The sequence below is a fragment of the Frigoribacterium sp. CFBP 8766 genome (assembly GCF_014841435.1).
Classification (GTDB): Bacteria; Actinomycetota; Actinomycetes; order Actinomycetales; family Microbacteriaceae; genus Frigoribacterium.
In genome coordinates this window covers 89,089-109,932 of the sequence record NZ_JACYTX010000008.1, presented here as the reverse complement: position 1 = coordinate 109,932, position 20,844 = coordinate 89,089, and the positions used below count along the sequence as shown (strand labels likewise).

Genomic DNA, 20,844 nt, shown 5'->3' with positions numbered 1-20,844 from the left:
TACGCCCTTGTTCTGGCTGGCGACAAGGCAGGCACCCCCGGCGATCTCCCCCAGTCAGTGCAGTCAACAGCGCAAATCCCGGGAATCGGAGATCAGCAGCCCCTCGAAGACGAATCGGCCCTGTCCGTGTCCATGCTCGAGTTCATCGTCATGGATGTATCCGACGAACTCGACCTGCCCGCCGGCACCGTGAGTGGTTGGGCAGAGATCGATTCGGACTGCGACGGACAGCTCCATTGACGGAAACGACGAAGCCTCACCCTCACAGAGAAGTAGGCGCAGATCTCGCTGACTTGTTCCGCAACGAGGCTAGAGGGCTGCTCGGGTTCTTCATACGACGGGACGTACCAGCCGATGACGCCGCGGATCTCGTCAGTGAAACGTTCCTCGCAGCCTGGCAATCGAGCACGACCCGCACAATCGAACCGGACATGCTTCGTGCCTGGCTGTTTGGCATCGCTCGCAAGAAACTCTCGCAACACCTACGCGGTCGAACCCGGCGGACCGCCTTGAGCGCACGCCTTCGGCTCACTGTGTCTGCCGATGCCCTCGAGCAACATGCCTCAACTGAGAACATGGAAAGAGTCGCCTACGTACGAGCGGCAATTGAGCAGCTTCCGGTGGTGGATCGGGAGATCGTGCGCCTCGTCTACTGGGACGGTTTCACCCAGGAAGAGGTGGCTCTAATCCTCGGAAAGCGGGCCACGGCAGTTCGTGCCCGCCTTTCCCGAGCCCGGAAGGTCCTCCACGATCAACTTGCCGACAAGGGCCCGCGCGACGTGCCCGGCGCATTCCGCGGGCGTGTCATTGGGACCACCGATGCCTGATAGGCGATCGGCCATTAGCTAGGGGTTCGCGAGGCAGCCCAGGGCGGCGATGACGCCTGCTACGAGGATTCCGGTTGCGAGTCCGATCGTGATGGTCATGGCTAGGAAGGGGCGACTTCCCGATCGCACCCCGCCTCGCTTCCTGAGGTTGAACGTGTAGGCGAAGCCTGCCGCGACGATGAGAGCGCCGATTACGCTCATGACGAGCGGAACGGCCTCCATGCTCGAACCGTAGTGCAGCTCTGCGAGCGGTTTGGCTAGTCGTCATAGCGGCCGCCGGCTAGGGGATCGGTGTCCTGCGCACCATCTGGTAGCAAGCTGTAGGGTCCGAGCGTGAAATACGTGAGTGTGGCAAACCGATGGTGGTTCGTCGTGGCGGTCGCCTTTGTCGTGGTCGGATTCGTGTTCCTCACGCAGCCGCTCAACTACCCCGATTTCATGGGAGCACCCCACTCAGGTTGGTTCATTGGTGGCATCGGGCTCAGCATCGTGGTCCTCACGGTCGTGGAGGCCTTGCTAGCTCACCGTCGGGCAAATGCGGCCAAGGAACGCGACCTCTAGCTTCAGAGTGTCTCGATAGACGATCGGTTAGTGGCAACGAAAAACGTCAGTGCTTAGCCGTCTCAGCAGGGGCGGCCTCAAGGCCCGGCTATAAGCGTGATGAGCACGAAAAGTGCTGGCAGGCAAATGACCGCGAATAGGGCTGCTCCCACGGCCCAGAGAATTCTGCCTCTCGCGCTGACCCGCTGGTCACGAAGGGCTGCGAAGGCTCCGCCGACGGCCAAGAGGGGCGGCAGGGGGAGGAGGAGCAGGGCTAGTCGAATGCCGCCCCAGACGTAGGGGTTGGGAAGGACCCCAAAGCTGTGGAAAAGCAGGAGCGTGACGGCCGCCGCGAGTAGTAGAGCGGATACGAGGGGGACTCGCCGCTGCTGCGCGCGGTGTGGATGGTTGGTGTCGATGGACATGCTCAATCATTGCGGTGGAGTTGATGATGCTCTCAGAATTCTGAATGTCCGATAGGGAATCGGCCATCGGTCGGGGCTGGGTTTTGGTGTCGGGATGACGTTTTAGTCCCTGGAAACCAATGCACTTGCGTGCTAGTTGCGATCCGACGGGAGGGCGCAGGACGCTGAAGCTCCTTGGGCGACGTATTGCGCCATGAAGACGCCGCTGATCTCGCTCTTCGGCGCCGGCCGTGCAACGCTGAGAAGTTCTCGGCGCTTCCCCGATGCCACGTCCACGACGCTGACGTGCATGCGTGTTCCCGCGTCGCGGTAGGCAAGGAGACTGGTGTCGTTGATCCACCCGACGAGTGTCAACCAGGGGGTGTCGCGGGGGTTCTCGATGACGGTGTCGAGGTGCGTGAGAGAGCCGAGTCGCGTGTCGAGCACTTCGGGGTAGCCGCCCGGCGTGGAAGCAACCAGAAGCCGCGAGCCGTCCGGGCTCCAGCAGCCGGAGCCGACGAGTTCGACTCCGTCGAACCGCTCCACTTTCTCGTGGACCAGGTCGATGGTGGTTACCCCGCTGATCTGTCGGTCGGGCGTCTGATGGCTCAGCGCGAGGTGTCGCCCGTCCGAGGTGAACTGCGCAGCAGGTCCCGTCTGGTTGTAGCTGAACCGGTCGTCGACGGGAAGCTCGGTGACTGAGCGCCCATGGGTGAGGACGTACTTCCAGTGCGTCGAGTGATCCGGTCCGCTTGCCGTCATCGTGACGTCGAGGACTTCGCCGTTCGGTCCATAGGCTGGCGGATGAGACCTGGGCGCCTTGGTCGTCTGTCGTCCCGTCAGGAGGTCGTGTTCGACGTGCTCGTCGGCTTGAGGAGCTAGGTCACGGACTCGACGCTCGAACCGGAGGCGCGTGCCGTTCGGATCGAGCGAGGACGACGACAAGCGAACGACCCTCCTGTCGCCGATGTCGGTCAACTCGAGCAGGCCACCGTGTGAGCCCCAAGCCCAAGCCCGGCCGGTGCCCCAGATCATCCACGGAATGGGACTGCTGGGCCGGCCAGCGAACGTCCTCGAGGCCCGCGGCCCACCCGCCACGGCTCTTTTGTCAGTCACCATGTCTTCCTGACTCCTGGTCATAGTTGGACATTAGGGGTCTCGAGCAACGACTCTCGAGTCGGCTGGTGCCCGGTGGCCGGTGTATGCAGCGGTGCTGGTCGCCAGGGAGTTGGTTCCTCTACGACGGGCCGGACGCGGAGCAGCCCTTGCGGGTGTCCCGCAAGGGCTGCTCCTTAGCGACTAGACGAGGGTCTAATGCTTCGCGTCGAGAAGGGCTTGGTTCCAGGCGGTGATGTCGAGAGGTTGCGTGGCCAGCAGGTCGATCGAGTCGGGCCGGATGGCCGGCGCAGATCCAGCCGTGGGCATCAGCATTGGAACTCGCTCACGCCGGTGACGACGCAGCCCTCGTCATCCATGGCGCCGTTGGGGGTTCCGCCCTCCGGGGCCGTGTCCGACACGGTGGTGCTGCTCGAGGTCCACGTCGTGGTCGTTCCGGCAGGCATGCCCGACTCGGGACTCAGGAGCACGCGGCGTTGGCCGATGAAGTCACCGGTCGATGGGTTCACGATCATCTCCTGGCGCGTGTTTGCCCTGCCCTCAGTTCGCCCGATCGCCACTCCGGTCCTGCCGTTCAAGGTTGCGCGGTCGTCCTGGATCTCGACGTCGGGGATGAGCGCCGCGGCCTCGTACAGGGCCGATCGCGTCTCAGCGGGCACCGGGTTCTGGGCGAGCGTGTCGATGATGTAGGTCAGAGCTTCGTCGTCTGAGGACACGCCCTGGCCGGCGGTATCGTCACGGATGGCGGCCAGAAGGGCATGAGGCTCCGTGGGCCACGTTTCAGCTTCGGTCGGCCCGCTGCGGGGGCTCCCGGCATAGAACGTGCCACCTGCGGCGCGCACCAGCTCAGCGGTGCCGGCCGGCGCCGTTGCTGCCGCAGCCTCGGAGGCGGGTCCGAAGGTTTTGTAGGGCTTCGTGGCACCTCGGGCCCAGACCCACTCGTCGGCCTGATTTGCGGGGATGAAGAGGCTGTCCGTTGCAATGGTCAGGTAGCTGGTATCGCCGTCGTCACCCGCGGTGGTCGTGGAATTGACGGCCGTGGTGTCGATGCGGAGGTACTGTCCGGGGCCCACCACGGGATCGGTCGTGCGGATGGCAGCCTCGGCCGACTCGTGAAGCACCGACGCCACGGCTGAGTCAGTGGCACCGAAGCCCACGACGTCCGTAGCGACAAGGCCCGTCACGACTGCCGCGGCGGCCAGGCTCATACCGACAGCCCAGCGGACCTTCGGGCGGGCCGGCACGCGTCGAGGCTGCGCCGTTTGCTCAGTCGCAGCGGCGTGCAGCAGTGCTGCGCGGCCGCGGTCCAGAGTGGACTGGTCGGGGGGAGTGACGTCTGTGCGGGTCTCCCGGAGGAGAGTCAGCTCGTCCACGGGGCACCTTCCAATCTGAGGGTCATGTCGTGCTGGGTGGATGCGCGTAGCAGGCGGCGTGCGCGGTTGAGGCGTGACCGGACGGTCCCGACTGGGATGTTCAGGGCTTGGGCGATGCCCTCGTAGTCGAGGTCGGCCCAGGCGTAGAGGAGCAGCGTTTCTCGGTCCCGGGCGTGCATCTTGCGAAGTGCATGCCCGAGGTGTTCCATCGCTCGGTGCGCATCGGCCCTGCCGTCGGCTTCCGAGAAGGCGTCGATTGTGATGTGGGAGGCGTGGTCGGCGTTCAGGCCGTGCCAGGCGCGCGCTTCGGTGCGTGCGTGCTTGCGCAGCAGTGTGGAGGCGATGCCGTAGAGCCAGGGCAGAGCGGTGTCGCGTTCCAGGTTGTAGTCGCGGCGTCGTTCAAACGCCACGAGGAACGTTTCGGACATGACGTCATCAGCGACGTCTGATCCGGCACGTCGGCCCACGAATCGATGGATGGCGGTGGCGTGCCGGTCGTACAACTCGCTGAAGGCTGCACTCGCGGAGAGCGAGCTGCGGATGATGTCACTGTCGGTGGTCACACTCGTCTTTGTTCAAAGGCTCGATTCCGGTTCACGGAAAGTAGCAGCGAGGAGTGTGATGGCGACTTCGCCCAGAAAGGATCGTTTCTGACTACCCGCTAGGGGATCGTGCAGGGAGCTGGCCACAAGGTGGTCTGATACTTAGGGGTGGCCATGAACAAGTACGACCCTCTTCCGGGAAAGACTCACCGCGGGGTTCGTACTGCTGGTTTGACCATGGCTGCGATGGGCGTGCAGGGGACGTTCCTGTACCGAGCCATCTTCGACGTGCCCACCTTTGCCTCGTGGATGCTCTGGCTAGGCGTCTTTGTCGTCCTCCTCGCCGGCTTCATCTACAGAGGCATTAAGGACGCTCGTCTGAATCGGGCAGAACAAGCGGCTTGGGACGCAAAGTTCGAGGAACAGGAACGGCAAAAACGCACCTCGTCATCGCGAGACTCCGAGAAGCGGCTTGGGACAAGCCTGCCTGACGACTGGACCTAGTCAGCCACGATGCCCGATAGGGGATCGTCTAACGAGACTGTTCGGCGCACCTAGTCGCGCCGTCGCCCGTATCTAGCGAGTCGATCACGGTGCAGCTCAGCCGATCTCTTCGTCGTACGCCTCATACGGGAGCGCCCGGAGGTACTGAAAAAGCTTCATCAGGATTAGTACGGCAAAACCACCTGTCACAGTTCCGATCCAGAAGAACCACAGCCCTGTGAATACCGCGGCGAAAGTCACCAGCCCCGTCGCGATGCCGCCGAACATTGCTGCGTAATAAGCAATTTCTCGGGGCAGTAGCCCCCAGATTTTGCGCTCCTCGAGAATTGTCAGACTCATTTGCTCAGTCTCCCCGACGCCTCCCTAAGGCTACGGCCGGCCAGCCATCGTTTCTTGGATACGGCCTCCGACTCGATCGCACTTGCCGCGACGATTGCGTCGATCTTTGTCGACTGACTGGACATGCGGGCCCTTGTCCCTATCGGGGAGCGTTGACCGAAACCGAGCTGTGTTCAAGGAGGCAGCTCGTTGCAGTGCACTTACTTTCCGAGACGGGCTTGTCGGATTCCCAAGAACAAGATGAATCCGCCAATGATCGCGAGTGCAGCTCCGAGACCCCATGTCGGTATGCCAAGCGCTGCGGACCAGGTGCCTCCCTCGGTACCCCCGCTGCCCGGCGCGACAACGAGCAGCATGCCGAGAGCAAGAAAGACTGATCCGATCGCGATTCCGTGCTTTGCGCTCTTGAAATGCTTTCCCTTTTCGGCCATCAGGCGCCTTTCGTTTCGCGAATCGTAACGGTCTAACGCAAACCCGGACGGCTGCCCGCGGATACGCGCGATGAACGACCGTGCCCGAGGTGATCGCCGGAAGACCTAGCGGCCCCTGACCGATCGCTTATCGGACTCCGCACTGCCCATTGCGGCAGTCGACATTGGGGCAAAATGTCACAGGGGTCTCATCTCAAACACCTCTTATGTGGAGGTGAGAGGTGGAGAGAAAAAGTCAGGCTTCGGCACAGCCGGGAGATAGCGATTTGGTGGCCCGTGTGGCGCGGGGAGACGCCACTGCGTTTCATGCCCTGTTCGACCGACACACAAAGACTATTTTTCGCTACGCGTGGGGTCTGGCCGAGAACCGGACCGACGTAGACGATCTGGTCCAAGAAACATTCTTGGTGGCCTGGAAGAAACGCGCTGACCTTCGAGTCATTTCTGACTCCCTGCTTCCATGGCTTCTGGTTACTTGCCGCAACGCTTCACTCAATCTTGCTCGGTCACGTCGACGGCACGAGTCATCTGAGCTCGTCGACGAACTCCCGAACAGTTCCGCGTGGCATCAAAAACAGGACCGTGACAGCGCGCTCGACCAACTCGAATGGGTGCTCGCAGAAATTGAGGCACTCCCTGCTGTGGACCGTCGCCTTTGTGAGCTGTGCCTGATCGACGGCCGCAGCTACGAAGAAGCAGCCACATTCCTCGGGCTCACTCCCGCATCGGCGCGAAAGCGCATTCAACGATCTCGGCAGCGGCTGCGAACAGCTCGCGCCACCGACTACTAGGAGAAGTCATGCGTGATGAATTTGCACCCCCTGTTGGCTCAGCACTCGAAGAAGCAATCACCCCGATCCGCCGAGCCACGTTCAAGGCAGTGACGGACACCAGGCACAAGGCTCGCCGCCGTTTCGTGAGCCTGAGCGTCGTCGCGGCCGTTGCCGCGGGTGCTCTTGTCGCAGGCAGCGCCACCGGCTTCTGGGGCACCTCAACCGGGGGAGCGAGCGCAGAAGCCGCAGCCCTGTTGAATCAGGCTGCGTCGTCAACCATTGAAACGTCGGACTTCGTGGTGGGGCCCGGCGAGTATCTGAAAGTCACGACCAAGGAAGTCTCGATCAGTTTCAGCGGTGTCGGCGAGGCTGACGACCCCGAGAAAACGGTGGCATCGCTGAATCCCCGTACCTCCACCGTCTACATCCCCTACGACCGCGAATCAGGAGTGTGGGTGAAGGAGCAGGAGTGGCCGAAACCAACTGTCTTTTTCGGTTCGCGAGGCGGAGAGAAGGCGCTGGCTGAGTGGGCGTCTCGCCCCGGTGCAGGTCTTTCGCAGGTGATGACTGGTCCCGGTGGGCATCTCGCCTGGACCAATGCCGCGGGGCTCCCACAGTCGGAAACCCTCAGCTCCTACGACTTTTCCGACCTTCCTCGTAACCCGGCGGATTTGCTTTCGCACTTCGGTGTCACTGACTCGATGAAGTCACCATCAGCTACTGAGAAGGCTTACGCCCAGATTGGTGACCTTCTCCGACAAGGCGACGTGCCCGCGGATCTGCGAGCGGCAGCCTACAAAGCTCTCGCCGCCCTCCCTGGTGTGGAGGTTGTTAGTCGAAGCGCGAATTTGGATGGTCGCCTCGGAGTGGCCTTCGCCCTAACCACGGCCAACGGCTCGCTTCGGGACGAGCTGCTGGTCGACCCCGAGTCGGGCTTGTTCATCGGGGAACGATCCGTGTCACTGGAGGCATCTGAGATCGTTCCCGCAGGAACGGCATGGGAATCGACGAGCATCGAAACTTCCGTCAGTTCGACTGCGCCCTAGGTCGCTCACACAGGGCATCGCGGACCAGGCGCGAAGTGTCTTCCTCTTAACTACTCGACGGCCGGCGCGAGGAAGAATCCAACGGCAAAAATAGCGAAAGAGATAAGGAGCACCGGAAAGATGACCTTCTTGTTCCGGTACAGGACGCCAGTCCTCTTGTAGTCGATAAGTGAGTAAATGGCCGCAACCGTGAGGCTGCCGCCGCCGATGATCAAAAGGGCGATCGCGAGAACGGTCATGTCTCTCCTTTTCCCAGGATCATGCTCAGTGTGGCGGACGCCGGGGAGCAGCCTATGGCGCGCCCAGTGACGGAGGGTCGATCTACGCTCCCGCCGTGGGAGTTCGAGGGTCTGGTGAGGCCGCGGCGAAGATTCTGCGCCGGCCGATCCCGACGCACCCGCTTGCGGTGCCGCCGGCACCGGGACAGTTCGGTGTCTGGCAGGTCCGCCGGGTGCGCTCTGCACCCCTTGGTTACGTCCTCTCGCGCCCCGAGCTGGGCGGCATCGCGTACCACTGCTACGCCCACGGCCGAGACGATGCCGGCGGCCGGCCCTGGCTGCGCCGAGAGGGCAGCCTGAACAGCGCCGTTGCGTGGATGATCCAGCACGAGGCCGAGCTGTCAGCCCTGACGGGTCGCCTGCACCCCGAGCCGGATGAGTGGCCGTCGTGACCGCGGGTAGCGCCCGGGCATGAGCTGGTTCGTCAGGCACCGCCCCAAGGGCGACACGAGCGCCGAAGCCGTGGCCGTCGAAGTGAACGCCCAGACGCCGGCCGACGCGATCGACCAGGTGCGCGCCACGCTCCCTGAGGATCGCATCGTGACCTCGGTTGCTCCCTACTGAGCCCGAGAGAGCCGTCAGGGGCCGCGCGTAGCTTGGCTCCGGTCAGCTTCCCCCCGAGCTGACCGAGAGCTGCCGGGCGGTCCCTAATCCGCTAGGCAGCAGCAGCCCCCGCATTCCGGCTCCCCCCCCAGCCGGGCGGGGGCTTCTTCGTGCGCGCGGGCCGTTCTCGAGTCCGGTGCCGGCCAGCGAGGACTGACGTCAGATGACGGCGTAAGCGGTACCGGCTAGGGCAACGAGTACACACGCACCGAGCGTGACGTACGCCCGCCGAGATATCTTCCGGCCGCCCCTCGTGTCAACGACTGCGAAGGCAACTGCGATGAACGCAAGAACGATGGAAATTGCCCAGCAGGTGAGGATCACGGTCACGGGTCGACCGTAGCGGAGGGCCCGCTTTGCGGTCCGGGGGAGTCGCTGCGCTCCCGGGGGAGCCGCTGCGCGGCGCTCAATGCCCTTCGGGCACGTCTTTTTGCCGTGAAGCCTTCGGCGGCTCGGTCGCTGCGCTCCCTCGTAGCCACCTCCGGGTCTCCGTTCAAGTGGCTACGCCACCGGCTCCTCCGAGATTTTCGGCACGCGGTCGCGGGGCTCCCTTATTTCGCACCGAAAGTCTCTCCCCTGCCGCCCTCCGGGTTGCACTGCGCCCTCCGGTCGCTAAGGCGGAAAACCGCCTTCACGGCAAAAAAACGAGAGGGAGAGGAAGCAAATGCAGAAGCAGCAGATCACCACCGTGACCACGTTCGTTCCGGTCGTCGGGGAAGGCGAGTTGCAGCGCCAGCTCCGCAAGTTGGGCGAGCGCGACTCGGACCTTTCGACGTTCGCGCGGAACGGGTGGGAACTCGCCCACACGGCGACCATCACCGGCCCCGAGGTCATGACGTTCGTCGACACCCTCACCCGTACCGACAGCGAGTGACACAGGACGGGAGGGACCTATTCGAACTAGGTCCCTCCCGCTCCACCCATCATCACCGATCGACCCAGGAGCAGGAACCATGACCATCACCGCTACCAAGACCCGCCGCCCCGCCAAGACCGCCGCGCCCCGTAAGACGATCGAGGAGAAGAAGGCCCAGGCCGCCGCCCTCCACGAATCGATCGCGACGCAGGTCGAGGCGCTCCGCGATTCCGACCGCTGGACCGCATTTCTCGACTTCGCGTCCGCGTTCCACGCCTACAGCCTCAACAACGTGTTGTTGATCCTCAGCCAGCGCCCCGACGCCGAGCGCGTCGCGGGATTCCGCAAGTGGCAGAGCCTCGGCCGCCAGGTCCGCAAGGGCGAGAAGGCCGTGCGGATCTTCGGCTACAGCACCAAGAAGGTGACCGAGGAGGACGAGAACGGCGAGAGCCAAGAAAAGCGCATCGCCAGGTTCCCCATCCTCTCCGTGTTCGACATCGCCCAAACCGACGTGATCGAGGGGGAGACCGATCGAACGATCGCCCGGCAGCTCACGGGTGCCGAGGACTACGGCATCGTGGACGCGCTCAGCGCCTACCTCGAGGCTGCGGGGTGGACGACCTCGCGCCAGGACCTCACCGGCGGCCGCAACGGCTACGGCGACCCCGAGGGGCAGCGCGTCGTGATCGGGAACCACCTCAGCCCCGAGCACGCCGCAAAAACGATGATCCACGAGACGGCGCACGTGCTCATGGGCCACGTCGACGACCTCGCGGAGTACGCCGAGCACCGCGGCCTCATGGAGACAGAGGCCGAGAGCGTCGCCTACGTCGTCGCCGGGCTCGTCGGGTTCGACACCAGCGCCTACAGCGTCGGCTACGTCGCCGGATGGGCGGACGCCGACGTCGACTTGATCCGCGGGGCCGCCGCCCGAGTGCTCGCCACCGCGCACCAGATCGCCGCGATTCTCGACCCCGAGGACGAGGACACCGACGAGGCCGACGCCGCCTGACACCGGCCGGGGCCGCGGCTAGCGCCGCGGCCCCCCACCCCGGCGGCCCAGCCGCCACCAGAGCCCCGAGACCCCGCAGGAGAACCGCCGTGCTCATCACCTATAGCCGCCCCCAGGACTTCGACCCCAAGCGGCTCGACCCCGCAGCACCCGCCGCGGACCTTGACCCCGCCGGGTACGAGTGCGAGGCCATACGGTCGACGTGCTCGGCACCCCGTGGAGCTGCACGCGCCGTCGAGTTCATGCCGACGACGAGCACCGCGCCGTGTTTGGCCAGCTCGGAGACGGGCCCGCCGAAGCCGTCGCGATCGCGTGGGCGTACGAGCATGGAGGGGCCGGTTACGGTCCGGCCTCTCCCGAGGCCGTGCACACCATCACCGTGACCGTGACGTTTCCGGAGTCGGCCTCGACCGGCGTCGCGGCCGATCGGATCGCGGCCGACGTGCTGTCGAGTTTCTGGGAGTGCGACCACGACCACGTGCGCGTGGCCGTCACCAGCTCGACCCGCCCGGCCTGACCTATTGGTGCCCGGCCGCCCGCGAGCGGCCGGGCGAGGGGCCCGCCCCTCGCGCTCCCCGGAACGCGCCGTACCTAGTCCAAGCCCCACCGCTGCGGATTGACCCACGCAGATAGGTGAGACGTGAGGTGCCAAGAGCGGCACGTCGAGCACGGATAGATGCCTACTGGCCGTTGCTTGGCATTGGATTTGGCGGTAATCGCCCTTAGGGCGGAACGAGCGGCAAACCTGTTGGGGTAGCTGAGTTTCTGACAATGAGCGCGCAAGTGCATTCCCTCTCTTGGGTATGCACTGCGATCTGGAGTTGCTCATCAGCAACTTGGTCGTCGAAAGCTTATGACAAGGCTGGATGGAGTCCTAGGGCTTGATGCCGAGCACCCGGTTCATCACACCGAGCAGCACCGCACGAGAAGCTGCGAGCTCGGAGTAATCGAGCTCGAGAGCATCGTCCAAGGTGCCGGCTTGAGATTGCTCAACGAAATCCAGAACAAGCACGTGATAGTCCCCAGCGGCGTTCCGCGTCGCGGTTGGCCCCAGGAGCACGACTGTGGTCTGTGCTCTGTTGAGCTCTTCCCGGAGCTCGCCCGCCCGGGTCGCGTACTCCCGCCGAGCCTCGTCGGACGTGTACTTGGCCTCCCAGTAGTCCGTAGCGCCATGCTCACGGAACAGGTCGGCTGCCGTGAGGAAGGCGGCGTACGCCTCTGTGCGCTTATCTCTCAACCATTTTTGGTGCTCATTCCGGCTTCCCACAGATAGAGAAATGAGGAGGGGGACGACTCCAAGGAGTGCTCCCGCTGCGGCGCTGAGCAAGGGTACGTAAAGGGCTGTATCCACACGGTCAGTTTCCCGCGCACCTCCAGTCTGGTGAGTTCTCTCAGAGTGGCGATTCGTCTCGCGATAGTTGGCCCGGGTGCTTCGCGCACCCCAACGGAGCAAGCTCTGCTAGAGGAGCCGGCGTAGACGCCGGCACTGCTGGGCCCCGTGCCGGGGCCGTTTCTTGGTCGTGGAGCCTGGGGCAGCGTACGGACGATCGGGCTCCGCGCAACCGGCTTTCGCGGCATATCCTCCCTCGCTTCGCTCAGTTGCGGTATTCCACGACCAGTTGCACGGCCCCCGCTCGTCCTGCCGGCGATTCCATCGCCTCCACGGCCAAAAAACGTGGGGGAGAGAAGGAAGAAGTCATGACCCAGACCATCGACACCAGCGCCCGAGGTCGTGCAGTTTCTCGACGTGTTCGACGACCAGATGCTCGCCGGGGACGTCGGCCCACGGTTCACCTGTGGCGAGGTCGAGGCCCTAGCCGGGATGCTCCGAGCAGCCGGGGCCGAGGGTGCGGCCGCTGCTTGGATCGAGGGGCACTCGTGGGGAGACGACGATATCGGCGACCTCCACCGCCGACCGGAAGTTGAAGCGAAGTAACACTATCCCCCCTTGTGCATATAGCACTAGAGGGGGTATACTTTTGGTAGGGAAGTCAACCGAGGGGGTTGGAAGCGTGATTACCGTCTACAGCAAGCCGGACTGTCAGCAGTGCCGCATGACCTACCTGGCGCTCGACGCCAAGGGGCTCGACTATCAGGTGGTCGACGTCACCGAGAGCGCCAATGCCCTCGAATTCGTCAAGGAGCTGGGCTACCTCGCAGCGCCCGTGATCGTCGTCTCCGAGCATGACCACTGGACAGGTTTCCGGCCCGACAACATCGCCCGAGTCGCCGCCGGGGGAGCGACTGAGAGCGAAGCGGTCGAGGCCTAGCCGTGGACCTGGATGGATGGGCCGAGGAGGAGGTGCCTCCTCCCACCGACGCTGACGCGCCGCCCCAGTACGACGACCCTGCCAACGAGGTCGAGCCGTGGGAGCTGACCCGTGCCGAGAAGCGCATCTACGAGGCCGGGTTCACGACGGCGTACCTGATGCGAACCAACGAGATCGAACGCCTCACCCAGGCAGTCGACCGCCTCAACAACGAAGCAGACCGGCTCTACCGAATCGCCTTCGACCACCGCCACTGCTCGTGCTGGAAAGGCCGCCACCACGACCCGACCACCAGCCCAGTGTGAAACCCCCACAACCCACAGACCGCCACCAGCCCGAGCAACCAACGAAGAGGAGACACCATGACTGACAGCACCCCCGAAGCGCGCCCCGCGACTGTGACACTCGACCTCACCAACGACGCGTATGCCGTGCTCGTCGGCTCGCTCAGAGAGGCGGCGCGAGCGGCTACCGCGCGTGCCCACCAGGAGGGTGAGAGCTACGCTCCCGACGCAGAATGGGCCGAGGAGCAGGAACGCCTCGCCCAGATCGCCCAAGACCTCGTGCAGGACATCGAGAAGCAGCGCGACCACCAGCTGGTTGCAGCCAGCACGGACCGCCCGTGACCGCACCCCGCCAGCTCACCGCCACCGCCAGGCATGACGGCCGTTGGTGGCTCGTCAGTGTCCCCGAGCTCGACGTCGTGGGCCAGGCGCGCGCTGTCCGCGACATCGCCCCAGCCGCGGCCGAGGTCGCCGCCCTCCACTTGAACGTTCCCCGGGAGGACGTCGACATGCACGTGACCGTGCACGTCTCCGAGGAAGCAGAGCGTCTCTGGGAGGAGGCGCGACAGCTCGAGGACGAGGCGCGCGCCGTGCAGCAGCGTGCCGCCCAGCTACGCCGAGAAGCCGTGCGCCTATCCCGAACGGACGGGTACAAGCTCGATGCCGTCGCGGCCGCCTTCGGTGTCACGCCAGGGCGCATCCAACAGCTCGCCGCCGACCCGGCCGCCTCGTAGTCGGCGATCAGGCTCGACGAGGCGGCCCGGCCACGGCTGAGGCATCGCCCGAATGGGCAGTAGTTCGTAGAATCAATGACAGAACAGGGGGATCCTCATGGTCACCAAGAACGTTCACAGCACCACCCGAAACCTCGACGTCGACCAGGAAATGGCGATGATCGAAAAGGGCCAGCAGCTCGCCGGCCACTTCCCCGACGCCGACGGACTAGGCCGCGCCCGCCGCGTCCTCGAGGGCACCCTCAGCGAGGCCGATGCCTACGCCGAGCTCGACGCCAAGTACAGTCCGACGGCCCACTGACTACGAGAACTGCAACGACACTGGCGTCCATCTGGTCAGGAAGCCCCAACGGGCGGCGATCCGCCAGCAGACTCACCCACGACGCCCTTGGGCCTCAGGATGTAACTAGTCGTGACCGACGTGGGGCTGCTAGCCCTTGATAGCTTCCGCTAGCTCATCGGCCACCGCGACCAGAGCATCCCAGTCGTAAGCGTCAACCTCCCGGGGGCGCAGGAAATTCACCCGGATGCGCAATGGCTCCTCCGTGCCGACGAACAAGGCATTCCCAGACGCCTTTGCCAAGTCGCCCTGCGCATCGAGAAGCGCCCCCGGCCCTGCGATGTCGTGAGCTACAAGCTGTTTCCGCGCCCCAGCGACAGACGCCAGAATGCTCTTCCGCGTCAAACCTTCGAGGTTGTTCGTTCCCCACTCGCGCGCGAGGATGTGGAGGCCGGCTAGGAATTGGGCCGCCTCGGCGTAGACGACGTCGTCACGAGCCGCGACCTTCGTGAATCGGTTGGCCTCGATCGCCACCAGGCCATAGGTCTGCAGCTGTGCGATCGCTTCTCGCACTGGCGTGCGCGATACCCCAAGCCACTTGACGAGCTGGTCATCGTTCAAGCGCTCACCTGGTTCAAGGGTTCCATCGACGATGGCGGCCAGCATCTTGTCGAAGACGACATCGCGAAGAAGTCGGCGAGGAGCTGTATCTGGATTCGAGGCGGGAATCGGCATGCCACCCATCTTGCCACATAAAGAGTCTAATATTCCAAAGGTTTTGCTACGGACAATTGATGTGGCTACGTCGTTCCAACCGCGCCGAAAGGATCGGTTATGGGTGTGGCAGCGGCGGGCTCGGATCAGCTGCTCGGAAACGACGACCGGTTCGAAACGGGGTTTTGAACTGGTCCGGGTTTCTGGGAGACCGCAGGCCGGGCGCCCCTTAGACGGTCCCAAGTCGGACGGTCAGCACTTCGTTGCTCATCTCGCTCGGCGGCTTTCAGGCTTGCTGGGTGACTACCAAACTCGAGCCGCGCCGCTATCGCTCCAATAGGTCATCGGGTCATCGGGTCATCGGGCGGACCTGTTGCCTGGGGCGGCCGTCATCGGGCGATGCCGCGTCCTGGCGCGACGAAGCCCCCTGCGCCGCGGGGCGCAGAGGGCTTCGTCGTGACCTCGCCTAGTTGATGCTGGTGGTCGCGCTCGTGCTCGGCGCCGTGCTGCGGCGGCGACGCGATGCCACGGTCAAGGCAACCCCGGCTCCGACGAGGAGAGCACCGAGGCCGACGAGACCCGACGTCTCAGAGCCCGTGAGCGCCAGGTTCGTCGCGGACGACGTGGCCGGGGTGCGGCCGGCAGAAGGGGCAGCTTCCGCGGGCGCAGTCGGTGCCGCCCCGACAGGCACGGTGGCTGCGACGACCGAGTAGCTGACAAACTCGGAGGCGGGCGACGTGTTCTCAAGGGTGACGGTTCCGTCGGCGTCCCGACGGAACTCGACCGCGAAGGTCGTGTAGTCGCCGGGCGTGATGGCGATAGTCCGCGACCAGGTGCTGTCGGCGGCGACTTGGATCGGGTCGGCGGCGGCGAAGGCATCCTCGATCGGACCGGACGACTGCGGGGGAGTGTCGCCCTCGAAGCTGACCAGCGCGATGTACGCCCCCGGTGTGCCGGTGCCGCGGTAGGTGACCGGGCCCGTGACCGTCTGGCCGTCGGCCGGGCTCGTGATTAGCGGCGCGGGAAGGCGATCGGGGGCGGGGACGATCACGGGGGCTACCGTCACGGTGACCGGTGGGGTCGTCGTGGCCGGTGCGACGCCGTTTGTGGCGGTCACGGTGAAGGTGCTGGCACCGGCTGCGGTGGGGGTGCCGGAGAGGACGCCGCCGGCGGTGAGGGTGAGTCCTGCGGGCAGGGTGCCGCTAGTGACGGTGAAGGTGGGGGGCGGGTTGCCGGTCGCGGTGAAGGTGAACGAGTAGGCCTGGCCGACGGTGGCGATGGTCGGCGGGGTTGCGGCGGTGAACACTGGCGCGAGCGGGAGCCTGATGACGGAGACGGTCGCGTCGCTGGAGTTCGCGACGAAGAGCAGGGCACCGTCCGGGGTGACGCCGACTCCGGCGGGGTCCTGGCCGACCGTGGTCGTGTCCACCACTCGTCGGGTCGCGGTGTCGATCGCAACGACTCGTCCGATGTTGTCGTTGCCGATGACGGCCGCGTATGCCGTGCCGCCGTCGCGGGAGAAGCGGACGCGGTCGGGTGCGCCCGTGAGCGCCACGGTGTCCGTGGTCGTGCCCGTGGCGGTATCTACCAGCGTGATGTCCGAACCGTCGAAGCCCGAGACGTACAGGGTCGAGCTGTCCGGCGTAAGCGCGATCGGACCCGAGCCCGGCACGGCGACGTTCCTCGTGACGAGGTTCGTGGCCGTGTCGAAGAACGCGAGAGTGCCGTCGGAGTCCAGGGCGTAAACCGTGGACCCGTCGGGGTTTACGACGGCAGCGGTCAATCCGCGACCACCAAGGCGGAAGGAGCCCACCACGGTCCGTGTCGTCAGGTCGATGCGACTCAGGCTGCCTGCCCCGAAGGAGGCGACCCAGGCAGTGCGGCCGTCGGCGGTCACGGTGAGATCGGTGGGCAGGAAGCCCACGCCGGGAATTGTTGTGACCAAAGTGTTCGTGGTCACGTCGACCACGTCGATCGCCGCGGCGACGTCGCCGACGAGTACGTAGGCGGTGGAGCCGTCGGGTGAGAACGCCACCTGACGCGGCCGGTCGGTGACGGCGAATGTCGCAGTGACGGCGAGGCTGGCGGTGTCGATGACCGACACCGTCTCGTCGGAGAAGTTCGCGACGAGGACGCGGGCGCCGTCCGGGCTCACGGCGAGGTCGAACGGATCCGCCCCCACCGGGATAGTTGTGCTCACCTCGGCGGCAGAGGCGCTCGGCGCCTCACCGGCCAATGTCAACGGGATCAGAGCAAGGGCTGCGAGGGCGACGGCGAGGGTCGTCCGGAGGGAACGTACGGGGGTCGGGAATGTTCGAGGGCGCGACATGGGCGAGGGTCCAGTTCTCGTGCTGAGCAGCGACACGGCTGCGGAGGAGCGTCGTCCGGGCGCCTTGCCACTTGGGGCCGCCGCTCGGGTCTCTGAGAGGGAGACCTCTCGAGATCGTCTTGAGCTTAGGGCACAGATACCGATCGGTATCAACGGTGAAGATCGAGCAACCGGAGGCGACGTTCCTCCGCTGCGGAGCTACCACCTCCGCCTCGCCTAGCGGCGTGCGCCCGGCCGGACGTGTGGCACATTCGGCCGGGGGTGATCCTTGGTCGGAGGTGGGGTCAACTTCATGCGCCTGGTCTCATTGGCGGCGGGGCGAGCCAGAAACGATCGTTTCTGAGCTGATCCAGGGCAACCGGACTGCTGCCTGATTTTTCGGCGCGACGACCTGCTCGAAACTCGTGACCGAAATCAAAACCACCGAAACGTAGGTATAGCCCTTTTTGACACGGTTTGGTAGACTGAATCGACGAATTAGGGGGTTCTCATGACTGCAGCTGGTGTGAACGTGTCCGAGCTCTACCCCGACCTCTTCGTCGGTGTCGACGAGGCGGTGCGTCGTCGCGTGGTCAGCAACTTCGGGAGCGACGCTCACGAGGGGTGGGAGCCGAACCGGCCCGACGTCGAGCTGATGGTTGGCTACGCCTCCGGCCGGATTTCAAAGGCCGAGTACATGCGTGCTGCGTTCGCCGAGGTCGAGGACTCTCGTCAGCACATCCGCGCCGCCGGCTAGTGGCAGGCGATTCCTTCGACGAGTCGTTTCCCGACTTCGAGAGCACCCTTTACCCGGTCACGCAGCCGCCGTCCCGGCGGGTCATGCGCAACACCGAGAACATTCGCGACGCTGGGCAGCTGCAGCGGTTCGAGTACAAGCTCGCCGGCTTCGTTCGCGAAGAGATCGCTGCAGGACGCGTGCCGATCGAGCGGACCTTCGACCTCGAGCACGCGAAGCAGCTGAATAAGGAGCTCTTTGAGCACCTCTACCCGAACTGGGCCGGCAAAGTGCGGCCGTTCGGGATGACCAAGGCCGACCATTCATTCGCTGACGCGAAGCAGATCCCGCATTACTTCTCCGAGGCGCACAAGACCGTCCAGGCTGTGGAGTGGGCTGACGTTTCTCGGGACGCTTTCGCGGTGAACATGGCGATCGTCTACGCGAACATCAATCAGGCCCATCCCTTCCGGGAGGGCAACGGGCGCACAGGGAAGATGTTCCTCGAGCACGTCGCCGAGCAGTCACCGTTTGAGCTGGACTACTCCGCTGTGTCCGCGGAGGTCTGGAATCAGCGATCGCACTTCTCCGGTCCCGACCGTGGCTACCTCGCGGTGCATCCTGAGGAGCTCATCGACGTGTTCAAGGCGATCACGGTCGAGCGGCGCCCGGCCGAGACGGCCGCACCGAGCCTGAGCCCGGAGCTGCAGAAGCTCGCGGACCTTTACAAGACCCACTATTCGAGCCCGCCAGGGCGGGGGAGTGGTGCGGGCACTGGCGCCGCTCAGCTCTCCGACTACCGGCCCGGGCGGGGCGCCGCGGGGCCTGGCCGACAGAACGGGCGTGAGAGGTAAGCATGGCTGTCATCGGCTATACACGCGTGTCCACCCAGGACCAGAACCTGCACTCCCAGATCGACTCCCTCCGTGGGGCCGGAGCCGAGCGGATCTTCAGCGACAAGCTCACCGGAAAGAACGCGGCTCGACCAGGGCTTACGGAGTGCCTGCAGTACCTCCGGGAAGGTGACGTCTTGCTGGTGTACTCCACAGACCGCCTCGGCCGGTCGATGACCGACGTCGTCACGATCGTGGGTGAGCTCGCCGACAGGGGAGTGGAGTTCCGCTCCCTGACAGAGCCATTCGACACCACGACCGCAGGCGGGGAACTGTTCTTCCACATCTGCGCCGCCTTCGCGCAAATGAACGGCCGCATCATCTCCGACCGCACCCGCGCCGGCCTCGCCGCCGCGGCAGCACGAGGGCGCCGCGGTGGGCGCCCAACCGTGATGACGCCAGAGCGAATCGCGGTGGCGCGACAGATGCGCGCGGACGGAGCGACCTGGGACACGATCGCTGCGACCCTGCAGGTCGGGGCATCCTCAATCCGCAGGGCACTGGACAAAGCGCCCTCCGCCCCGTTGAGCCAGGCGAGCTAGTCCGCCCAGACCGCCTGGCCAGTGTCGTCTACCGCCAAGAAACGTTGTGCCGGCGGCCGCGCCAGCAGGCGCAACTCCGATGATCGAACGCGGCAACGTAGAGCCGATCGGACTCGTGGTTCAGCTGATCGATCTCCCGCTGACGCGCCGCGAACCCGGTGTGGAACCCGAGCTCGTAGACCACGCGCTCGCGCTCCGTCAGCTCCCACACCCTGACGTCGAAGATCGGATCGCGATCCAGCGAGTAAGCCATCGGCCCCGGCGCCGCTGTGTTGGTCAGCGTCATGACGCCACCTGTGACGCCTTCCACGCCGCGACCTCGGCCGGTGAGTACCGCACCACTCGACTCGTCAGTGCGAACGCTGCTGGGCCGTTGCCGGCGACGCGCATCGCGTCGAGCTCGGGCACGCTGACACCGATCGAGCGTGCTGCCTGTACCGGGGTCAGGAGTCCCATGAACGTCTTCTGACGACGCGGTGGCTCAAGCATCAGCATCGGCTTTATCGGCGCGCTCACGAGCCCAGCCCCTTGGCCAGGGCGGCCAGCTTGTCGGGACGGAAGTCCGTCCAGTGATCGTCGCTCGTTTCGATCACCGGAGTGTGCTGGTAGCCCAGCTCCCGCACGTGCTCCAATCCCTCCGGGGATGTCGTCACGTCCACGTAGACGTACTCGATCCCGGCACGCTCGAGCGCCGCCTTGACCGCCACGCACGGACCGCAACCCGGCTTCCCGTACAGAACCACTGTGTGCTGCTCCATCAGATCCACTCCCTCTCGTTGTTTTGCCGTGAAGGCGACTTGTCGCCGGTAGGACGTGGAGGTGGAGTGCAACCCTCTGTGGCGGGGTGGGGAAGAAGTTCGGGGCGAAACAAGGGAGCGCAGCGACCGCGTCCCGAACTTGTTCCCCGCGCCGGCGGCTTGCCGCTTGCACGGAGCCGGAGCGTCCGTACGCTGCCGAAGGCTTCACGGCAAAAGAACGAACTTCGGCCGGCTACGCCGGCTCCTCCCTGCCGCTTGCGGCTCCCGCGCAGCGGAGCTCTGGCTGTAGACCCATGCGCCCAGCGAACGTAGGAAGGCCCCGCCGAGCTGCACTCGACGGGGCCTTCCTGTGTGGTCAGAGCCGACGGCTCATCCCTGCTCGATTTACCCTTCGGGACTCGTCGCCGCTCGTCGTGGACGGCGCTTGGGTGCCGCGGGACCGGGCGCACGTGCGCCCGTCTGGCGGAGGTCCTTGTCGGACCAGCCGGCCTTGAGAGCGGCGTCCCACGCCCGCGTGTGACGGTCACGTGCCTCGGCTGCAGCGCGCTCGCTCGCCTCCGCCTCGTTCGCCGCTTCCGCGAGGTCGCGCACGGCCCTGACGCGCTCGTTCACGTTTGCTTCGAGGAGACGGCGCGCCGCCTCCGCTGCCTGATCCGGGCTCACAGTTGCATCGCTCATGAG

34 protein-coding genes are annotated in these 20,844 nt (G+C 65.2%); 20 read left to right on the top strand and 14 right to left on the bottom strand.

Annotated features, from left to right (window positions below; genetic code table 11):
* Both IFT90_RS16040 and IFT90_RS16035 read left to right on the top strand, forming a co-directional pair.
* Positions 1-240: hypothetical protein (locus IFT90_RS16040; protein WP_192043209.1), on the top strand; the 240-nt coding region annotated here is incomplete at its 5' end.
* A 53-nt stretch (positions 241-293) separates the two neighbouring features.
* Complete coding sequence (locus IFT90_RS16035) at positions 294-827, top strand: RNA polymerase sigma factor (protein ID WP_192043208.1); 534 nt, start codon at positions 294-296, stop codon at positions 825-827.
* An 18-nt stretch (positions 828-845) separates the two neighbouring features.
* On the opposite strand, the gene IFT90_RS16030 is transcribed toward IFT90_RS16035, so the two are convergent.
* Positions 846-1,049: a hypothetical protein gene (locus IFT90_RS16030; RefSeq protein ID WP_192043207.1), complete on the bottom strand. Its 204-nt coding sequence runs from the start codon at positions 1,047-1,049 to the stop codon at positions 846-848.
* Between the two features lie 111 nt (positions 1,050-1,160).
* On the opposite strand from IFT90_RS16030, the gene IFT90_RS16025 reads away from it, so the two are divergent.
* Positions 1,161-1,388, top strand: coding sequence for a hypothetical protein (locus IFT90_RS16025; RefSeq protein WP_192043206.1), 228 nt, complete (start codon positions 1,161-1,163; stop codon positions 1,386-1,388).
* 77 nt (positions 1,389-1,465) lie between these two features.
* On the opposite strand, the gene IFT90_RS16020 is transcribed toward IFT90_RS16025, so the two are convergent.
* The 4 genes from IFT90_RS16020 to IFT90_RS16005 all read right to left on the bottom strand — a co-directional run bounded on the left by IFT90_RS16020 (position 1,466) and on the right by IFT90_RS16005 (position 4,823).
* A complete protein-coding gene (locus tag IFT90_RS16020) occupies positions 1,466-1,792 on the bottom strand; it encodes a hypothetical protein (RefSeq protein ID WP_192043205.1) in 327 nt (108 codons plus the stop codon).
* Positions 1,793-1,924: 132 nt separating this feature from the next.
* Positions 1,925-2,806: a hypothetical protein gene (locus IFT90_RS16015; protein ID WP_192043204.1), complete on the bottom strand. Its 882-nt coding sequence runs from the start codon at positions 2,804-2,806 to the stop codon at positions 1,925-1,927.
* Positions 2,807-3,195: 389 nt separating this feature from the next.
* Positions 3,196-4,260, bottom strand: a complete 1,065-nt coding sequence (locus tag IFT90_RS16010; RefSeq protein ID WP_192043203.1) for a CU044_5270 family protein — start codon at positions 4,258-4,260, stop codon at positions 3,196-3,198.
* Positions 4,248-4,823 carry a sigma-70 family RNA polymerase sigma factor gene (locus IFT90_RS16005; protein WP_192043202.1) on the bottom strand — a complete coding sequence of 192 codons (576 nt, stop codon included), beginning with the start codon at positions 4,821-4,823 and terminating at the stop codon, positions 4,248-4,250. The genes IFT90_RS16010 and IFT90_RS16005 overlap by 13 nt, the downstream gene beginning before the upstream one ends.
* A 153-nt stretch (positions 4,824-4,976) precedes the next feature.
* Here IFT90_RS16005 and IFT90_RS16000 point away from each other — a divergent pair, with 153 nt between their 5' ends.
* The gene (locus IFT90_RS16000; protein ID WP_192043201.1) at positions 4,977-5,306 is read left to right on the top strand and encodes a hypothetical protein; all 330 of its coding nucleotides are present in this window, start codon (positions 4,977-4,979) and stop codon (positions 5,304-5,306) included.
* 96 nt (positions 5,307-5,402) lie between these two features.
* Here IFT90_RS16000 and IFT90_RS15995 read toward each other — a convergent pair whose 3' ends face one another.
* A complete protein-coding gene (locus IFT90_RS15995) occupies positions 5,403-5,645 on the bottom strand; it encodes a hypothetical protein (RefSeq protein WP_192043200.1) in 243 nt (80 codons plus the stop codon).
* A 652-nt stretch (positions 5,646-6,297) separates the two neighbouring features.
* Between IFT90_RS15995 and IFT90_RS15990 the strand changes: the two genes are divergently transcribed.
* Both IFT90_RS15990 and IFT90_RS15985 read left to right on the top strand, forming a co-directional pair.
* Positions 6,298-6,867: a sigma-70 family RNA polymerase sigma factor gene (locus tag IFT90_RS15990; RefSeq protein ID WP_192043199.1), complete on the top strand. Its 570-nt coding sequence runs from the start codon at positions 6,298-6,300 to the stop codon at positions 6,865-6,867.
* 8 nt (positions 6,868-6,875) lie between these two features.
* Complete coding sequence (locus IFT90_RS15985; protein ID WP_192043198.1) at positions 6,876-7,895, top strand: CU044_5270 family protein; 1,020 nt, start codon at positions 6,876-6,878, stop codon at positions 7,893-7,895.
* A gap of 50 nt (positions 7,896-7,945) precedes the next feature.
* Here the strand turns inward: IFT90_RS15985 and IFT90_RS15980 are convergent, their stop codons facing one another.
* Positions 7,946-8,134: a hypothetical protein gene (locus tag IFT90_RS15980; RefSeq protein ID WP_192043197.1), complete on the bottom strand. Its 189-nt coding sequence runs from the start codon at positions 8,132-8,134 to the stop codon at positions 7,946-7,948.
* 212 nt (positions 8,135-8,346) lie between these two features.
* On the opposite strand from IFT90_RS15980, the gene IFT90_RS15975 reads away from it, so the two are divergent.
* Complete coding sequence (locus IFT90_RS15975) at positions 8,347-8,565, top strand: hypothetical protein (RefSeq protein WP_192043196.1); 219 nt, start codon at positions 8,347-8,349, stop codon at positions 8,563-8,565.
* A gap of 19 nt (positions 8,566-8,584) precedes the next feature.
* The gene (locus tag IFT90_RS15970; RefSeq protein WP_192043195.1) at positions 8,585-8,737 is read left to right on the top strand and encodes a hypothetical protein; all 153 of its coding nucleotides are present in this window, start codon (positions 8,585-8,587) and stop codon (positions 8,735-8,737) included.
* Positions 8,738-8,935: 198 nt separating this feature from the next.
* Here the strand turns inward: IFT90_RS15970 and IFT90_RS15965 are convergent, their stop codons facing one another.
* The gene (locus IFT90_RS15965) at positions 8,936-9,106 is read right to left on the bottom strand and encodes a hypothetical protein (RefSeq protein WP_192043194.1); all 171 of its coding nucleotides are present in this window, start codon (positions 9,104-9,106) and stop codon (positions 8,936-8,938) included.
* A 334-nt stretch (positions 9,107-9,440) separates the two neighbouring features.
* Between IFT90_RS15965 and IFT90_RS15960 the strand changes: the two genes are divergently transcribed.
* From IFT90_RS15960 to IFT90_RS15950, 3 genes are all read left to right on the top strand, one after another.
* Complete coding sequence (locus IFT90_RS15960) at positions 9,441-9,650, top strand: hypothetical protein (protein WP_192043193.1); 210 nt, start codon at positions 9,441-9,443, stop codon at positions 9,648-9,650.
* 79 nt (positions 9,651-9,729) lie between these two features.
* A complete protein-coding gene (locus IFT90_RS15955; protein WP_192043192.1) occupies positions 9,730-10,644 on the top strand; it encodes an ArdC-like ssDNA-binding domain-containing protein in 915 nt (304 codons plus the stop codon).
* A 202-nt stretch (positions 10,645-10,846) separates the two neighbouring features.
* The gene (locus IFT90_RS15950) at positions 10,847-11,161 is read left to right on the top strand and encodes a hypothetical protein (RefSeq protein ID WP_192043191.1); all 315 of its coding nucleotides are present in this window, start codon (positions 10,847-10,849) and stop codon (positions 11,159-11,161) included.
* A 357-nt stretch (positions 11,162-11,518) separates the two neighbouring features.
* Here IFT90_RS15950 and IFT90_RS15945 read toward each other — a convergent pair whose 3' ends face one another.
* On the bottom strand, positions 11,519-11,995 hold the full coding sequence (locus tag IFT90_RS15945) for a hypothetical protein (protein WP_192043190.1): 477 nt from the start codon (positions 11,993-11,995) through the stop codon (positions 11,519-11,521).
* A gap of 381 nt (positions 11,996-12,376) precedes the next feature.
* Between IFT90_RS15945 and IFT90_RS15940 the strand changes: the two genes are divergently transcribed.
* The 6 genes from IFT90_RS15940 to IFT90_RS15915 all read left to right on the top strand — a co-directional run bounded on the left by IFT90_RS15940 (position 12,377) and on the right by IFT90_RS15915 (position 14,233).
* A complete protein-coding gene (locus IFT90_RS15940; RefSeq protein WP_192043219.1) occupies positions 12,377-12,580 on the top strand; it encodes a hypothetical protein in 204 nt (67 codons plus the stop codon).
* Between the two features lie 76 nt (positions 12,581-12,656).
* Positions 12,657-12,914, top strand: a complete 258-nt coding sequence (nrdH, locus tag IFT90_RS15935; protein ID WP_192043189.1) for a glutaredoxin-like protein NrdH — start codon at positions 12,657-12,659, stop codon at positions 12,912-12,914.
* A 2-nt stretch (positions 12,915-12,916) separates the two neighbouring features.
* Positions 12,917-13,219 carry a hypothetical protein gene (locus tag IFT90_RS15930; RefSeq protein WP_192043188.1) on the top strand — a complete coding sequence of 101 codons (303 nt, stop codon included), beginning with the start codon at positions 12,917-12,919 and terminating at the stop codon, positions 13,217-13,219.
* A 57-nt stretch (positions 13,220-13,276) separates the two neighbouring features.
* Entirely contained in the window at positions 13,277-13,540 is a 264-nt protein-coding gene (locus tag IFT90_RS15925) for a hypothetical protein (protein ID WP_192043187.1), read from the top strand.
* Positions 13,537-13,932, top strand: a complete 396-nt coding sequence (locus IFT90_RS15920) for an XRE family transcriptional regulator (RefSeq protein ID WP_192043186.1) — start codon at positions 13,537-13,539, stop codon at positions 13,930-13,932. Before IFT90_RS15925 ends, IFT90_RS15920 begins: the two co-directional genes overlap by 4 nt.
* A 97-nt stretch (positions 13,933-14,029) precedes the next feature.
* A complete protein-coding gene (locus IFT90_RS15915; RefSeq protein ID WP_192043185.1) occupies positions 14,030-14,233 on the top strand; it encodes a hypothetical protein in 204 nt (67 codons plus the stop codon).
* 129 nt (positions 14,234-14,362) lie between these two features.
* On the opposite strand, the gene IFT90_RS15910 is transcribed toward IFT90_RS15915, so the two are convergent.
* Both IFT90_RS15910 and IFT90_RS15905 read right to left on the bottom strand, forming a co-directional pair.
* A complete protein-coding gene (locus tag IFT90_RS15910; protein WP_192043184.1) occupies positions 14,363-14,947 on the bottom strand; it encodes a GntR family transcriptional regulator in 585 nt (194 codons plus the stop codon).
* A 445-nt stretch (positions 14,948-15,392) separates the two neighbouring features.
* Positions 15,393-17,126, bottom strand: a complete 1,734-nt coding sequence (locus IFT90_RS15905) for a beta-propeller fold lactonase family protein (RefSeq protein ID WP_192043183.1) — start codon at positions 17,124-17,126, stop codon at positions 15,393-15,395.
* Between the two features lie 619 nt (positions 17,127-17,745).
* Here IFT90_RS15905 and IFT90_RS15900 point away from each other — a divergent pair.
* Genes IFT90_RS15900 through IFT90_RS15890 form a run of 3 tightly spaced genes read left to right on the top strand, consistent with a single transcriptional unit; the run spans position 17,746 to position 19,405 of the window.
* Positions 17,746-17,991: a hypothetical protein gene (locus IFT90_RS15900; protein ID WP_192043182.1), complete on the top strand. Its 246-nt coding sequence runs from the start codon at positions 17,746-17,748 to the stop codon at positions 17,989-17,991.
* Positions 17,991-18,824, top strand: a complete 834-nt coding sequence (locus tag IFT90_RS15895; protein WP_192043181.1) for a Fic family protein — start codon at positions 17,991-17,993, stop codon at positions 18,822-18,824. The genes IFT90_RS15900 and IFT90_RS15895 overlap by 1 nt, the downstream gene beginning before the upstream one ends.
* Before the next feature lie 2 nt (positions 18,825-18,826).
* Positions 18,827-19,405 (top strand): recombinase family protein, encoded by a 579-nt coding sequence (locus IFT90_RS15890; RefSeq protein ID WP_192043180.1) that lies wholly within the window; start codon positions 18,827-18,829, stop codon positions 19,403-19,405.
* Positions 19,406-19,433: 28 nt separating this feature from the next.
* Here the strand turns inward: IFT90_RS15890 and IFT90_RS15885 are convergent, their stop codons facing one another.
* From IFT90_RS15885 to IFT90_RS15875, 3 genes are read right to left on the bottom strand one after another with little or no spacing between them, the layout of a single operon-like run.
* Positions 19,434-19,691 carry a hypothetical protein gene (locus IFT90_RS15885; RefSeq protein ID WP_192043179.1) on the bottom strand — a complete coding sequence of 86 codons (258 nt, stop codon included), beginning with the start codon at positions 19,689-19,691 and terminating at the stop codon, positions 19,434-19,436.
* A complete protein-coding gene (locus tag IFT90_RS15880; protein ID WP_192043178.1) occupies positions 19,688-19,921 on the bottom strand; it encodes an AlpA family transcriptional regulator in 234 nt (77 codons plus the stop codon). Before IFT90_RS15880 ends, IFT90_RS15885 begins: the two co-directional genes overlap by 4 nt.
* Entirely contained in the window at positions 19,918-20,163 is a 246-nt protein-coding gene (locus IFT90_RS15875; RefSeq protein WP_192043217.1) for a glutaredoxin family protein, read from the bottom strand. The genes IFT90_RS15880 and IFT90_RS15875 overlap by 4 nt, the downstream gene beginning before the upstream one ends.
* Positions 20,164-20,844: the final 681 nt, after the last annotated feature.